This is a genomic window from Mongoliimonas terrestris, from assembly GCF_001927285.1.
GTDB lineage: Bacteria > Pseudomonadota > Alphaproteobacteria > Rhizobiales > Pleomorphomonadaceae > Chthonobacter > Chthonobacter terrestris.
The window spans coordinates 48,889-62,446 of sequence record NZ_MSIG01000005.1; the positions used below are offsets into that span (position 1 = coordinate 48,889).

The 13,558-nt window shown below is 69.4% G+C and carries 12 protein-coding genes and 1 tRNA gene; 10 read left to right on the forward strand and 3 right to left on the reverse strand.

The features are described from left to right. Positions 1-149: 149 nt before the first annotated feature. Complete coding sequence (locus BUQ68_RS08590; protein WP_175577768.1) at positions 150-2,306, forward strand: sodium-translocating pyrophosphatase; 2,157 nt, start codon at positions 150-152, stop codon at positions 2,304-2,306. Between the two features lie 433 nt (positions 2,307-2,739). Here the strand turns inward: BUQ68_RS08590 and BUQ68_RS08595 are convergent, their stop codons facing one another. Then, positions 2,740-3,201: an outer membrane protein assembly factor BamE gene (locus tag BUQ68_RS08595; protein WP_075215556.1), complete on the reverse strand. Its 462-nt coding sequence runs from the start codon at positions 3,199-3,201 to the stop codon at positions 2,740-2,742. Between the two features lie 190 nt (positions 3,202-3,391). On the opposite strand from BUQ68_RS08595, the gene BUQ68_RS08600 reads away from it, so the two are divergent. The 8 genes from BUQ68_RS08600 (at position 3,392) to BUQ68_RS08635 (ending at position 9,072) form a co-directional block, all read left to right on the forward strand. After that, the gene (locus BUQ68_RS08600) at positions 3,392-3,985 is read left to right on the forward strand and encodes a ubiquinol-cytochrome C chaperone family protein (RefSeq protein WP_075215557.1); all 594 of its coding nucleotides are present in this window, start codon (positions 3,392-3,394) and stop codon (positions 3,983-3,985) included. Next, positions 3,982-4,560 carry a DUF177 domain-containing protein gene (locus tag BUQ68_RS08605; RefSeq protein WP_075215558.1) on the forward strand — a complete coding sequence of 193 codons (579 nt, stop codon included), beginning with the start codon at positions 3,982-3,984 and terminating at the stop codon, positions 4,558-4,560. The genes BUQ68_RS08600 and BUQ68_RS08605 overlap by 4 nt, the downstream gene beginning before the upstream one ends. Before the next feature lie 187 nt (positions 4,561-4,747). Beyond that, entirely contained in the window at positions 4,748-5,800 is a 1,053-nt protein-coding gene (gene plsX, locus BUQ68_RS08610) for a phosphate acyltransferase PlsX (protein ID WP_075215559.1), read from the forward strand. A gap of 13 nt (positions 5,801-5,813) precedes the next feature. Continuing rightward, a complete protein-coding gene (locus BUQ68_RS08615; RefSeq protein WP_075215560.1) occupies positions 5,814-6,791 on the forward strand; it encodes a beta-ketoacyl-ACP synthase III in 978 nt (325 codons plus the stop codon). A gap of 178 nt (positions 6,792-6,969) precedes the next feature. Then, positions 6,970-7,284, forward strand: a complete 315-nt coding sequence (locus tag BUQ68_RS08620) for an integration host factor subunit alpha (RefSeq protein WP_075215561.1) — start codon at positions 6,970-6,972, stop codon at positions 7,282-7,284. 164 nt (positions 7,285-7,448) lie between these two features. Beyond that, positions 7,449-8,096, forward strand: a complete 648-nt coding sequence (locus tag BUQ68_RS08625) for a MerR family transcriptional regulator (RefSeq protein WP_075215562.1) — start codon at positions 7,449-7,451, stop codon at positions 8,094-8,096. Positions 8,097-8,251: 155 nt separating this feature from the next. Further along, positions 8,252-8,329 (forward strand) — tRNA-Pro (locus tag BUQ68_RS08630). Positions 8,330-8,502: 173 nt separating this feature from the next. Then, positions 8,503-9,072 carry a RodZ family helix-turn-helix domain-containing protein gene (locus BUQ68_RS08635; protein ID WP_075215563.1) on the forward strand — a complete coding sequence of 190 codons (570 nt, stop codon included), beginning with the start codon at positions 8,503-8,505 and terminating at the stop codon, positions 9,070-9,072. Positions 9,073-9,197: 125 nt separating this feature from the next. Here BUQ68_RS08635 and BUQ68_RS08640 read toward each other — a convergent pair whose 3' ends face one another. Together BUQ68_RS08640 and BUQ68_RS08645 are read right to left on the reverse strand one after the other, a co-directional pair. Then, positions 9,198-10,709 carry an undecaprenyl-phosphate glucose phosphotransferase gene (locus tag BUQ68_RS08640; protein ID WP_075215564.1) on the reverse strand — a complete coding sequence of 504 codons (1,512 nt, stop codon included), beginning with the start codon at positions 10,707-10,709 and terminating at the stop codon, positions 9,198-9,200. 242 nt (positions 10,710-10,951) lie between these two features. Further along, entirely contained in the window at positions 10,952-11,506 is a 555-nt protein-coding gene (locus BUQ68_RS08645; protein WP_075215565.1) for a polysaccharide biosynthesis/export family protein, read from the reverse strand. A 304-nt stretch (positions 11,507-11,810) separates the two neighbouring features. Here BUQ68_RS08645 and BUQ68_RS08650 point away from each other — a divergent pair, with 304 nt between their 5' ends. After that, entirely contained in the window at positions 11,811-12,620 is an 810-nt protein-coding gene (locus tag BUQ68_RS08650) for a response regulator (RefSeq protein WP_075215566.1), read from the forward strand. The last annotated feature ends 938 nt before the right edge of the window (positions 12,621-13,558 follow it).

Consider the following 13,558-nt stretch of genomic DNA (forward strand, 5'->3'; position numbering starts at 1 on the left):
CGATACCGTACGCGCAATCCTGCGGCGCAATCAGCAGGAACGACTCTCAACCGACGGCCCGGACAGGAAAAACAGAGGCGGGCCGCCTGAAACCGTTGAGAGCATCGACAAACCCGGCCGGAGAGGGGACCGGGTCCACGGGAGGGATCATGACCACACTTTATCTGATAGTCGCGTGCGGGCTGTTGTCCATTGCGTACGGCATCTGGGCCATCCGTTCGGTGATGGCCGCCGACCCCGGCACGAAGCGCATGCAGGAGATCGCCGGCTACGTCGCCGAAGGCGCCAAGGCCTATCTGAGGCGCCAGTACACCACCATCGGCATCGTCGGTGTCGTCATCTTCGCCATCGTCGGGGCCTTGCTCGGCTGGCTGGTGGCCGGCGGCTTCGCCATCGGGGCGATCCTCTCCGCCGTGGCGGGCTTCATCGGCATGAACGTGTCGGTGCGCGCCAACGTCCGCACCGCCCAGGCGTCCACCGTGTCGCTCGCCGGCGGTCTCGACATCGCCTTCAAGGCGGGCGCCGTCACCGGCATGCTGGTCGCGGGCCTCGCGCTCCTCGGCGTCGTGGTCTACTACATCATCCTCACCGGGCCGCTCGCTCTCGCGCCCACCAGCCGCGCGGTGATCGACAGCCTCGTCGCCCTCGGCTTCGGCGCCTCCCTCATCTCCATCTTCGCCCGGCTCGGCGGCGGCATCTTCACCAAGGGCGCGGACGTCGGCGGCGACCTTGTCGGCAAGGTGGAAGCCGGCATTCCGGAGGACGACCCGCGCAACCCCGCCACCATCGCGGATAACGTGGGCGACAACGTCGGCGACTGCGCCGGCATGGCGGCCGATCTCTTCGAGACCTACGCGGTCACCGTCGTCGCCACCATGGTGCTTGCCGCCATCTTCTTCGGCGGCCAGGAGATCGTCGGCCAGGTGATGATCTACCCGCTCGCCATCTGCGGCGTCTGCATCGTCACCTCCATCATCGGCACTTTCTTCGTCCGCCTCGGCTCGAAGAACTCCATCATGGGCGCCCTCTACAAGGGCCTGTGGGCGACCACGCTGCTCTCCGCCGTCGGCGTCGCCGGCGCCACCTACCTGACGATCGGCTTCGGCCCGGTCGGCGGGCCCATCGTGGACGGGATGCAGCTCACCGGCCGGCACCTCTTCTACTGCGGCCTGATCGGCCTTGCGGTCACCGGCGCCATCGTGTGGATCACCGAGTACTACACCGGCATCGGCTTCCGCCCGGTGAAGTCCATCAGCCAGGCCTCCGTCACCGGCCACGGCACCAACGTGATCCAGGGCCTCGCGGTCTCGCTGGAATCCACCGCCCTGCCGACGCTTGTCATCGTCATCGGCATCATCGGCACCTACGAGCTCGCCGGCCTCTTCGGCACCGCCATCGCGGTCACCACCATGCTGGGCCTTGCCGGCATGATCGTGGCGCTCGACGCCTTCGGGCCGGTCACCGACAATGCCGGCGGCATCGCCGAGATGGCGGGCCTGCCCAAGGAGGTGCGCCAGACCACAGACGCCCTCGACGCGGTCGGCAACACCACCAAGGCCGTCACCAAGGGCTATGCGATCGGCTCCGCCGGCCTCGGCGCCCTGGTGCTCTTCGCCGCCTACAACTACGACCTGCAGTTCTTCATCAACGAGGCGAACAAGCCGGGGGCCACGGAATACGCCTTCTTCCAGGGCGTCACCCCGGACTTCCAGCTCTCCAACCCCTACGTGGTCGTCGGCCTCCTCTTCGGCGGCCTCATCCCCTACCTCTTCGGCGGCATCGCCATGACGGCCGTCGGCCGCGCGGCCGGCTCCATCGTCGAGGAGGTGCGCCGCCAGTTCAAGGAGAAGCCCGGCATCATGACGGGCCACGACAAGCCCGACTACGGCCGGGCCGTCGACCTCCTCACCAAGGCGGCGATCCGCGAGATGATCGTGCCGTCGCTCCTGCCGGTGCTCGCCCCGATCGTCACCTTCTTCGTGGTCTACGGCATCGCCGGCAAGAGCCAGGCCTTCTCGGCGGTCGGCGCCATGCTGCTCGGCGTCATCGTTACCGGCCTCTTCGTCGCCATCTCGATGACCTCCGGCGGCGGCGCCTGGGACAACGCCAAGAAGTCGTTCGAGGACGGCTTCGTGGATGCCAACGGCGTCAAGCACTACAAGGGCTCGGAAGCCCACAAGGCTTCCGTCACCGGCGACACCGTCGGCGACCCCTACAAGGACACCGCCGGCCCCGCCGTGAACCCCGCTATCAAGATCACCAACATCGTGGCGCTGCTCCTGCTGGCCGTCCTCGCGCACGGGTGAGCGGGGAGGGGGGGCGGACGTCCTCGGATGGGCGGGCACCAGTCCCGCCGACCGGCGTGGTTCCGGTTCGGCCGACCGGCGTGGTTCTCGTCCGGCCGACCGGCGTGGTTCCGGTCCTGCCGACCGGCGTGGTTCCCCCCTCTCCCCAACCCTCCCCCTCCAGGGGGGAGGGGGCCGTCTGCGGGTGAGGCACATCGCTCGCGTCACTCTCCCAACGCACCCCCTCCCCCCTTGAGGGGGAGGGTTGGGGAGAGGGGGAACCTCCGCCCTTTCAGACCGGGAACCTCCGCCCTTAGCCGAACTGAAACCTCCGTCCCCAGCCGACCGGGAACCCCCGCCCCCAGCCGACCGCGACCCACCCCACCCCCCAACGCAAAAAGCCCCGCGGGATCCCTCCCGCGGGGCTTTCTCATTCCATCCGCCGAGCCCCGTCCTACCGGGTGATCGTCCCACCCCCGAACGGGTTGGTCCGTCCGACGGAGCCGAGGATCTGCGCGATGAGGTTGAGGTCCGCGCCGGTGGAGCGGGTACGGCGCTGGATGAAGTCGAACACGCGGCCGTCCTGCAGGCCGTAGTTGGCGATCTCGCGGACGGCGCCGGTCTCGTCGAAGTAGACCGCCAGCACCCGCTGGTCGGTCACGGTGCGGCCGGTCCAGGGGCTGTCCTCGGTGGTCTGCGAGATATAGTAGTACGCGTCCCCGGCGAGCGACGAGGTGGTCGACGGCGTGCCGAGCACCAGCAGCACCTGCTCGCGCGAGGAGCCGACCGGAACCTGGTCGAGGGCGTTCTCGGCGAGCACGTAGCCGTGCTGGCGCGGAGGCAACCCGCAGGCGGTGAGCGTCAGCGCAGCCGCCGCGGAAAGGATCACCACTCGGGCGCACAGCATCTTCGTCATCGTGTCCCTATCCCCAAGACCAGTCCCGCATGAGAACCGCCGGTCCCTGCCGCCGCCCAGCGGGCGGCGACGGCGGATGCCCGGCGGCTTGGCAACACGGTTATCCTGCGTTAGGTCACGAAGCAACGCCCTTTCACGAGAGGCGGCCCGCCACCCCGACGGCGCCGCCGCCCTGGAGGCACGGCCCGCCATGGTCTTCGCCCTGTTGAGAAAACGCGCCCGGGACCCGGTCCCGGGCCTCTATGCCACCATCGCCGCAGCGGCGCGCCGGCCGGAGCATTACCTCGCCCATCAGGTGCCCGACACGGTGGAGGGCCGGTTCGAGCTTCTCATGCTGATGACCGGGCTGGTGGTCGACCGGCTCAACCGCGCGGAGGACGGCGCCGCAAAGGAAGCCGGACGCCGCCTCGGCGAGACCTTCTTCGACGACATGGACCGCACGCTCCGCGAACTCGGCGTCGGCGACACCACGATGCCGAAGAAGATGAAGAAGATCGCCCGCGCCTTCTTCGGCCGCCTCGTCGCCACCCGCGCCGCCCTTGCGGCGTCTGATCCCGCCGTGCTGGAACAGTCGCTCGTCCGCAATGTTTATCAGGGCACAGGCGACGAGGCCTTCGAGCGCGCCGCCACCGCCGCGGAGCCGGCGCCGGCCGCCGTCGCGGCGCTCGCCGCCCACGTCCGGCGCCTCGCCGCCGCCCTTGCCGCCACGCCGGCGGAGGTGATCCTCGCCGGCGGCTTCGCCTTCCCCGAACCGGACCAGACCCCGACGGACGCTCGCCCATGACGAAGGATCCCGCCCCGCCCGAGCGCCCCGCGCGCTCTCCCTTCCGCCGCATGCAGTCGGTCAACGCCCTGCCGGCCAAGGGCACCACCGTCGTCATCGAGGCGAGCGAGGCGGAACGGGCCGCGCTCGCCGCCGACATCGACATCCTCTCCGTCGAACGGCTGCAGGCGACCCTCCTGGTGGCGCCCTGGCGCAAGCACGGCGTGAAGGTCACCGGGGAGGTGCGCGGCACCGTCCACCAGGCCTGCGTGGTCACCCTGGAGCCGGTGGAGGAGACCATCGTCGAGCCGATCGAGCGCACCTTCCTCCCCGAAAGCGAGATCGGCCCGGTCGGCGACGAGATCGAGGTGGACCCGGAGGCCGACGATCCGCCCGAACCCTTGGAGGGCGCCGGCATCGACCTCGGCGCCATCGCGGCGGAGCATCTGGCCCTTGGCCTCGATCCCTATCCGAAGGCGCCGGGCGTCGCGTTCGACGGGCTGATCGAGGACGACGGCAGCGACGACGAGCCTTCCCCGTTCGCCGCCCTTGCCGCGCTCAAAGCCGGCGAAAAAGGTTCGGGCGACCCGCATTGACCGAGCGGTCCCGCCCCGGTCGCCCGCCGCTCGCCGTCGCCGGTGTGGTGTCCCGCCCATGGTACGAAGCGGCGCGGCGGCGGGTGCTTCTTTTTTGTTGTCACCACACCGCAACCGGGTATGGTCCCGCCCGCGTCGTCGCCTTGCGTGGTCACCAATCGGCGCCGCATGCGATTCATGGTTCCTGATGGCCCAAGCGATGATCATTTCCGTCGACGTCATGGGAGGCGACCACGGTCCGTCCGTGGTCATCCCGGGCTGCGACATCCTGTTGTCGCGCCGCCCCGACGTGCGTTTCGCCCTCTTCGGTGACGAAAAGATCGTCCGGCCGATCCTCGATGCGCATCCGCGCGTCCGCGACGCCTCGACCTTCACCCATTGCGACGTCACCATCGGCATGGAGGAAAAGCCGAGCCAGGCCCTCCGGCACGGCCGCCGCACCTCGTCCATGTGGCGCGCCATCGAGGCGGTGAAGCGCGGCGAGGCCCAGGTGGCCGTCTCGGCCGGCAACACCGGCGCCCTCATGGCCATGGCCAAGTTCTGCCTGCGCAGCCTCGCCGGCATCGAGCGGCCGGCCATCGCGGCCATCTGGCCGACGCTGCGCTCCGAATCCGTGGTGCTCGACGTCGGCGCCACCGTCGGGGCCGACGCCCAGCAGCTCGTCGACTTCGCCGTCATGGGCGGCGCCATGGCGCGGGCGCTGTTCCAGGTGGAGACGCCCACCATCGGCCTCCTCAACATCGGCGTGGAGGAGATGAAGGGCAACGAGGAGGTGCGCGCCGCCGGCCAGCTGCTGCGCGAGTCCGACCTTCCGAACCTCAGCTACGCCGGCTTCGTGGAGGGCGACGACATCGGTCAGGGCAAGGTGGACGTGATCGTCACCGAGGGCTTTGCCGGCAACATCGCCCTGAAGACCGCCGAGGGCACCGCGCGCCAGGTGGGCGCCTACTTGCGCGCCGCCATGAGCCGCACCCTCTTTGCCCGCATCGGCTATCTCTTCGCCCGCACCGCCTTCCAGCGCCTGCGCGACAAGATGGACCCGCGCAAGCTCAACGGCGGCGTCTTCCTCGGCCTCAATGGCATCGTCATCAAGAGCCACGGCGGCACCGACGCGGAAGGGTTCGCCAGCGCGCTCGACCTTGGATTCGACATGGTCCGCAACGATCTCATGGCCAAGATCAACGCGGATCTCTCCGTCTATCACCGTGGGCGGACCGGCGTCGCCAACGTCGAACCCTGAAAGGCATCGCCTCGTGACCGTCACCCGCTCCGTCGTCACCGGTACCGGCAGCCATCTTCCCGCGCGCGTGGTCAGCAACGACGAACTCGCCGAACGCGTCGAGACCTCCGACGAATGGATCGTGCAGCGCACCGGCATCCGCCAGCGCTACCTCGCCGCGCCGGAAGAGACCACCGCGTCGCTCGCCACCGAGGCGGCCCGGAAGGCCATGGCGGCGGCCGGCGTGACGGCCGACGACATCGACCTCGTGGTGCTGGCGACCGCCACGCCCGACAACACGTTTCCGGCGACCGCCGTCGAAGTCCAGGCGCGCCTCGGCATCACCCGCGGCGCGGCCTTCGACATGCAGGCCGTCTGCAGCGGCTTTATCTTCGCCATGACCACCGCCGACAGCATGATCCGCACGGGCCTTGCCACCCGCGCGCTGGTCATCGGGGCGGAGACCTTCTCGCGCATCCTCGATTGGACCGACCGCACCACGTGCGTGCTCTTCGGCGACGGCGCCGGCGCGGTGGTGCTGGAGAAGCAGGCCGGGGAGGGCACCACGGCCGACCGGGGCGTGCTCACCGCCCACCTCAGGTCCGACGGGCGCCACAAGGACAAGCTTTATGTGGACGGCGGTGCCTCTTCCACGGGCACCATCGGCCACCTCCGCATGGAGGGCCGCGAGGTCTTCAAGTTCGCCGTCGGCGCCGTCACCGACGTGATCGAGGACGCTTTCCTCGCCACCGGCTTCGATGGCGACACCATCGACTGGTTCGTGCCCCACCAGGCCAACCGCCGCATCATCGAGGGATCGGCGAAGAAGCTTGGCATCGATCTTGCTAAAGTTGTCATCACAGTGGACCGGCACGGCAACACCTCGGCTGCCTCCATTCCGCTCGCCATCGATGCCGCGGTTGCGGATGGGCGCATTCGGAAGGGCGACGTGGTGCTTCTCGAGGCCATGGGTGGCGGATTCACCTGGGGTTCGATGATCGTCCGGTGGTGAACCGCGGCAAATTCGCAACGGGGCCGAATCGTCTTTCGAATTGTCTATATCTGGTAACGGGTTGGCCGCTATCTCGGTTGACCGTGACGGCGCGTCGGGCTTAGGGTGGCGGGCTTGTATCGCCGTGTCCAATCCGATGATGTGAAGGCCTGAACGTTCACCAGGGAGACGACGACCGATGGGGGGCAAGACCGTCACGCGTGCCGATTTGTGTGAGGCCGTCTACCAGAAGGTGGGGCTATCGCGCAGCGAGTCGGCCGAACTCGTCGAGGCTGTCCTCACCGAGATCGCCGATTGTCTGGTAACCGGCGAATCCGTAAAGTTGTCGTCGTTCGGCACCTTCACGGTCCGGTCCAAGACCGAGCGCATCGGCCGCAATCCGAAGACCGGCGAAGAGGTACCGATCCTGCCGCGCCGGGTGCTGGTGTTCAAGCCGAGCAACGTCCTGAAGCTCAGGATCAACGGCCACGACACCGCCGGCATGGAAGACTGAGCCGCCGGCCGCGGTTCGCCCGTCGGCGGGGGCCGGCCGGGCGGTCCACCGGCCCGGCCAGCGCACCGATGAACGACGGAAGGCCGGCTCTCACGCCGGTTCCAACAAGCGGCCCGGCTTCCGTTTTGCGAAGCCCGACAGCCGGCAGGGGCGGATAGCGACGCGTGGACAAGTCACCCGACGCCTTCAGGACCATCAGCGAAGTGGCGGAGGATCTCGATCTTCCCCAGCACGTGCTGCGCTTCTGGGAGACCCGCTTCACCCAGATCCGACCCATGAAGCGCGGCGGCGGCCGCCGCTACTACCGGCCGGACGATGTGGAGCTCCTGCGCGGCATCCGCCATCTGCTCTACGGCGAGGGCTACACCATCAAGGGCGTCCAGCGCATCCTGAAGGAGCAGGGCGTCCGCTTCGTCATGGAGATCTGGCGCAACCCCGGCATGCCCATCCCGGTGGAGACCGCCCGCGCCGGCCAGCGCCGCATGGCGGCCGCCGCAGGCGAGCCGGACGACGCCGCCGACGAGGCCGCCTTCCTGATCCACGACAACGAGGCCGTGGACGACGAGGGGGCCGACGATCCCGTCCGCGCCGAGGTGCCGGTCGCCGCCGCCCCGCTGCCGGAGGAGGTGCTCCCCGCCGGCATCCTGCCCGACGACGTGCCCCCGCGCGGCGGCTTCCGCTTCATGGAACGCTTCCGCAGCCACGACGCCTCCCACCCCACCGGCGCCCTCTCCCGCGAGGACATCCGCCGCCTTCAGTCGACGCTCTTCGAACTCCTGGAGTGCAAGCGCCTCCTCGACCAGACCCGCTGAGGGCAGGGCGGTCGCGCGCATCTTCTCAGCGTCCCGCCCCAGCCGCCCTCGCGCGAGGCGCCCTCAACACATGCGCGCCCGCCTATCCCACCCCCGCCCGGCACCGCGATTGCCTCTTGTCCTCCCCCTCGGAAGGCGCTAAACCCCACCGCAGTCGGAGCGTAGCGCAGCCTGGTTAGCGCACCAGTCTGGGGGACTGGGGGTCGGAGGTTCGAATCCTCTCGCTCCGACCATCTCCCGCACCACCGCATTCGCCCTTGGACGACACCGCGTCGGATCCGCCGTTCCGGCGACGAGTAAGCTTGCGACGATTGACGGGTCGGGGATCGGGCGGCGTCCGCCTTCAATGCAGAACCATCTGCGGCCCTGCGTGCTTCCCTAAGGTCATCAACAGGGAAACCACGCCATGAAGACCCGTTTCATCCTGCCGATCCTTGCGACCTTCGCCCTCGTCGCCTGCGACGAGCAGACCGCGGAAGCCCCGACCCAGCCGGAGTCCGAGGTCGCGGTGGTCGACGAGACCGCGCCTGCCGCCGACCCGGCCGTGCCGTCCGCCACCGGCCCCGCCGAGGTGCCCGACACCGCCATCACGCCGCCCGCCGCCACCGGCACCACGGACCAGCAGACCGCCGCCACCGATCCCGCCGTCACCGGTCCTGCGGCCACCGGCGCCGTCGGCACCACGGGCATCGACGCCGCCAGCCTTGCGGGCGCCTACACCGCCGGCCCTGTCGCCATGCAGCTTGAGGCCGATGGCACCTTCTCGTTCGAGGAGATTCAGGGCCAGGACCGCGTCGAGGGCACCTATCTGGTGCAGGGCGACGAGATCGTCTTCTCCAACCCGGCCGGCAACGCCACGGGTGCCCAGTTCCCGATCCGCTGCCGCCTGGTCCCGGGCGCCAACGGCTTCACCCTCCAGCAGGCCGAGGGCGCCTGCGGCCCGTTCGCGGACCTGGCGTTCGAACGCGCCGGCTGATCCGCTCGCCGTCGCCGAAACGGAAAGGCCCACGGACGCGTGCCGCGCCCGTGGGCCTTTTGCCGTCGCCGCTGATACCGAGCCCGAGCGGGCGCCGGCCGGTCAGTCCGTCACGAGGCGTCGGATCAGTACGCATTCTCCTGGTTGAGGATGCGGATGGGCGTCAGGCAGAGAATGTAGAAGTCGAACAGCACCGACCAGTTCTCGATATAGTAGAGGTCGTGGTCCACGCGCGCGCGGATCTTCTCCGGCGCGTCCACTTCCCCGCGCAGGCCATTCACCTGCGCCCAGCCGGTCACGCCCGGCTTCACCTTGTGCCGCGCGAAATAGCCGTCCACCACCTCTTCCCACAGCTGCTCGTGGGTGTGGGCGTTCACCGCGTGCGGCCGCGGCCCCACCAGCGACAGCTCGCCCCGGAGCACGTTGAAGAGCTGCGGCAGCTCGTCGAGCGAGGTCTTGCGGATGATCCGCCCGACGCGCGTCACGCGCGGGTCGTCGCGGGTCACCACCTTCTTGGCCGCCGGGTCCGCCATGTCGGTGAACATGGAGCGGAACTTCAACACCGAGATCACCTCGTTGTTGAAGCCGTAGCGCTTCTGGCGGAACAGCGCCGGCCCGCGGCTGTCCCACTTCACCGCCGCCGCCACGCCGAGGAAGACCGGCGACAGCAGCACGATGGCGAGGCTGGCGATCACCACGTCGAACACCCGCTTGATCACCGAATCCCAGCCGCTGATCGGCTTGTCGAAGAGATCGAGCAGCGGCACCGCGCCGATATAGCTGTAGCTGCGCGGCCGCAGCCGCAGCCGGGTGCCGTGCGCCGACAGGCGGATGTCCACCGGCAGCACCCAGAGCTTCTTCAGCATCTGGAGAAGCCGCGTCTCCGCCGTCATCGGGATGGAGACGATCACCATGTCCACCGCGCCGGCGCGGGCGAATTCCACCAGATCGTCCAGGTTGCCGAGCTTCGGATAGCCGGCCTGGCTCTCCGGGCTGCGGTCGTCCGCCCGGTCGTCGAAGATGCCGAGGATGGAGACCTCGTTGCCGCCCGTCCGGTCGAGCGCGCCGATCAGCGCCTCCGCGTTCGGGCCGCCGCCGACCAGCACCGTCCGCCGCTGCAGCCGCCCGGCGGCCGTCAGGTGGCGCACGGAGGCGGCGATCGCCATCGTGCTCAGGCAGAGCACCACCGTGCCGCTGCCGAACAGCACGCCGAGCCAGTGGCGCGCCGCGCCGTCGATCACACCGGCGACGAAGAGGGCGAGCGCCATCGCCCCCACCGCGCCCGTCCAGGCGGCCATCACCCGGGCGATCCGCACCGCCGGCCGGCGCATGATCGGCATCCGGTAGCCGCCGGTGACCTTCACCAGCAGCATGGCGAACGCCGCCGTCGCCGCCACCACCGGAACGCGGAGGGCGCCGAGGTCGGCCGCGATCGCGGCGGAGACCACCAGCGACACGGCCAGCAGCGCCAGGGCCTCGCCGGCCGCCGCCACGGTCTTCACGCTGGAATGCTGGAGGGTGTGGTCGCGCGCCGCCGCGGCGCGGGCGCGGGCCGCCTCGCGGGCGGCGCCTTCGCTGATCGGAAGCCGCGGCGCGCCAGCGGCGGCAGCATAGGAAGGATCCGTGAGGCTCGTCATGGAAACGCTGGTCTCCTCTGGGCGGCCGGAGGCACGGCGGGGCGGCGGGGCAGGGCGCCACGGCACACTCGCCCGCGCGCCGGCACCCGGGCCGGTCTTCGCCGACCGCCGTCGTTCGTGGTCGCATGCCGGCATCCTGCGCACCGAGACCGCGCCAAGCGGTTAATCCCGCAGGCGGTTTTCCCGGCAGCGTTTCGCCCCGGTCAAGCCGCGGGCGCAAATTGGAGCGGCGGCGTTAACGATCAGAACAGGCGCTGGCGCACGGTCAGCACATCGCCCGGCCGCACCGGGTCGGTCAGCGGCACGGACCCGGTCAGCACCTCGCCGTTGAGCTGGCGGGTGATCTGCACCAGGTCCTCGAAGGCGCGCGGGGTGAAGCCGCCGGCGATCGCCACGGCGGTCTGCACGGTGAGGCCGGTCACGAACACATACTGCCCCGGCGCCCGCACCTCGCCCATGATGAAGAAGGGCCGATAGGCGTCCACCTCCACCGAGACGTCCGGATCGCGCAGGAACCCGCGCTTCAACGCGCCGGCGATGGTGCCCGCCAGCTCCTGGGTGGTCCGTCCGCGCGCGCCCACGCTGCCGATCAGCGGCAGGCTCACGTGGCCCGACTGGTCGACCGTGTAGGTGTTGGTGAGCGAGGCCTGCTCGAAGACGGTGATGCGCAGCCGGTCGCCGCTGTCGAGCCGGTAGGGCTCGATGAGCTGGTTCTCGAAGGCCGACGGCGGAGCCGTCATCGTCCTGCATCCGGCCAGACCGGCCGCCACGATGGTCAGGAACGTGCGCCGAAGCATGGGGCTGTTCACCTCTTGGAAAGCTTTCGGCACCCTACGGCGACATGGTTAACGAACGTTAAAACGCCTATGTGATTGCCGATTCACCCTCACACCCGCGGTTGATAACCGATCCTGCGTCGAGGGAGATGGCATTACAGGCAGAAATGCGCATTTAATATCGTAAAATACGACAAAACCGCAGTCGCTCCATGGCAATGATGCATATTATTAATTATTTATGTGAACAATGGGGCATCTTTAGGAGGATACGAGAAGACCACGTCGCGGAACGGCGGCGGGTCCGGGGAGACGAGCAAGCCCGATGCCCATTCTCAACGCTCTGGTGGTCGACGACGTGGCCATGGTCCGCATGCAATTGCGCATCGCCATCAAGGAGATCCTTCACGACTGCCACGTCTTCGAAAGCGAGAGCGCGCTCGACGCGGCGCGCTTCCTGTCCCGCTTCATTCCCGAGGTGGTCTTCCTCGACCTGAACATGCCGGGGATCACCGGCCTGCAGTTCCTGGAAAAGCTCGATCGCATCACCACGGGCCGCAAGGCGCCCATCATCGTGTCGATCTCGTCCGACATCTCGCCCGGCACGTTGAAAGCGCTGCAGGATCGCGGCGCCTACGACATCCTGCCGAAGCCGTTCGACCGCATGGCGCTCGCAACCGTCCTCCTCCGCCTCATCCAGATGGCGCGCCTGCGCCGCGTGCTCATCGTCGACGACAGCGCCACCGTCCGCACCCTCGTCCGCCGCATCGTCCAGAAGAGCCGCTTCAACCTCGCCGTGGAAGAGGCCTCCACCGGCGAGGAGGCCATGCGCCTCTTCCGCGGCCAGGGCTTCGACGTCGCCTTCATGGACGTCAACATGCCCGGCGTCGACGGTCTGGAGGCCGCCGGCGAGATCCTCTACACCCGCCAGGGCGTGCACATCGTCATGATGTCCGGCGATGGCAACGAAAACGTCCGCCGCGCTGCCGCCCACATCGGCGTCCAGCACTTCCTCGCCAAACCCTTCTATCCCCACCAGGTCGACGCCGTCCTCCACACCCTCTACGACATGTCCAACTCCCGCTTCATCGAAGCCGCCCGCCAGGAGGTCTTCACCCAAGTGGAGGAGCTGTGACAGGGGAGGGGACCGCCGCCGACACAAGCCCGGCCCCTCGCGCCGCCCGCGCCCGTTCCCCGTAGCCGCGCGCACCCATCCGAGCGAGCTCACACCCCCGCCACCGTCAACGCTCCCGAACCTTCCCGATCGTCATGGTCCGCGCAGGCGGACCACCCACGCTGTCCGTGAACCACCACCGTCCCATGCGTGGCTGGTCCGGCTGAACCGGACCATGACGAGGTCGGAGCACGTGGCAGGCGGCGGCACAAGCGCCCCGGCACCCACTCCCCCGGCACCCGCGACGCTCGGCAACGCACCCGCCTCCCGCCACCCCGGGTCGTCACCCCGGCGAACGCCGGGGCCCAACCGTCCCGTCCATCTCCGTGCCGGTCCCTCGCCAGAACCGTCGGCTGGATCCCGGCTTCCGCCGGGATGACGGAGAGCAGGCCCGGCCGCCACCACCAACACCCACTGCCCCTCGCGCCCCGTCCGAACCGCCCCCGACCGTCATGGTCCGCGCAGGCGGACCACCCACGCATTCCGCGAACCACCACCGTCCCACGCGTGGCTGGTCCGGCTGAACCGGACCATGACGAGGTCGGAGCACGTGGCAGGCGGCGGCACAAGCGCCCCGGCACCCACTCCCCCGGCACCCGCGACGCTCGGCAACGCACCCGCCTCCCGCCACCCCGGGTCGTCACCCCGGCGAACGCCGGGGCCCAACCGTCCCGTCCATCTCCGTGCCGGTCCCTCGCCAGAACCGTCGGCTGGATCCCGGCTTCCGCCGGGATGACGGAGAGCAGGCCCGGCCGCCACCACCAACACCCACTGCCCCTCGCGCCCCGTCCGAACCGCCCCCGACCGTCATGGTCCGCGCAGGCGGACCACCCACGCATTCCGCGAACCACCACCGTCCCACGCGTGGCTGGTCCGGCTGAACCGGACCATGACGAGGT

What these genes read in the sequence shown, in the direction of transcription:
- BUQ68_RS08635 (WP_075215563.1), top strand. Translation starts at nt 8,503, where the DNA reads ATGAAGACCCGTTTCATCCTGCCGATCCTTGCGACCTTCGCCCTCGTC.
- BUQ68_RS08600 (WP_075215557.1), top strand. Translation starts at nt 3,392, where the DNA reads ATGGTCTTCGCCCTGTTGAGAAAACGCGCCCGGGACCCGGTCCCGGGC.
- BUQ68_RS08605 (WP_075215558.1), top strand. Translation starts at nt 3,982, where the DNA reads ATGACGAAGGATCCCGCCCCGCCCGAGCGCCCCGCGCGCTCTCCCTTC.
- BUQ68_RS08645 (WP_075215565.1), bottom strand. Translation starts at nt 11,506, where the DNA reads ATGCTTCGGCGCACGTTCCTGACCATCGTGGCGGCCGGTCTGGCCGGA.
- BUQ68_RS08590 (WP_175577768.1), top strand. Translation starts at nt 150, where the DNA reads ATGACCACACTTTATCTGATAGTCGCGTGCGGGCTGTTGTCCATTGCG.
- plsX (WP_075215559.1), top strand. Translation starts at nt 4,748, where the DNA reads ATGGCCCAAGCGATGATCATTTCCGTCGACGTCATGGGAGGCGACCAC.
- BUQ68_RS08595 (WP_075215556.1), bottom strand. Translation starts at nt 3,201, where the DNA reads ATGACGAAGATGCTGTGCGCCCGAGTGGTGATCCTTTCCGCGGCGGCT.
- BUQ68_RS08640 (WP_075215564.1), bottom strand. Translation starts at nt 10,709, where the DNA reads ATGACGAGCCTCACGGATCCTTCCTATGCTGCCGCCGCTGGCGCGCCG.
- BUQ68_RS08650 (WP_075215566.1), top strand. Translation starts at nt 11,811, where the DNA reads ATGCCCATTCTCAACGCTCTGGTGGTCGACGACGTGGCCATGGTCCGC.
- BUQ68_RS08620 (WP_075215561.1), top strand. Translation starts at nt 6,970, where the DNA reads ATGGGGGGCAAGACCGTCACGCGTGCCGATTTGTGTGAGGCCGTCTAC.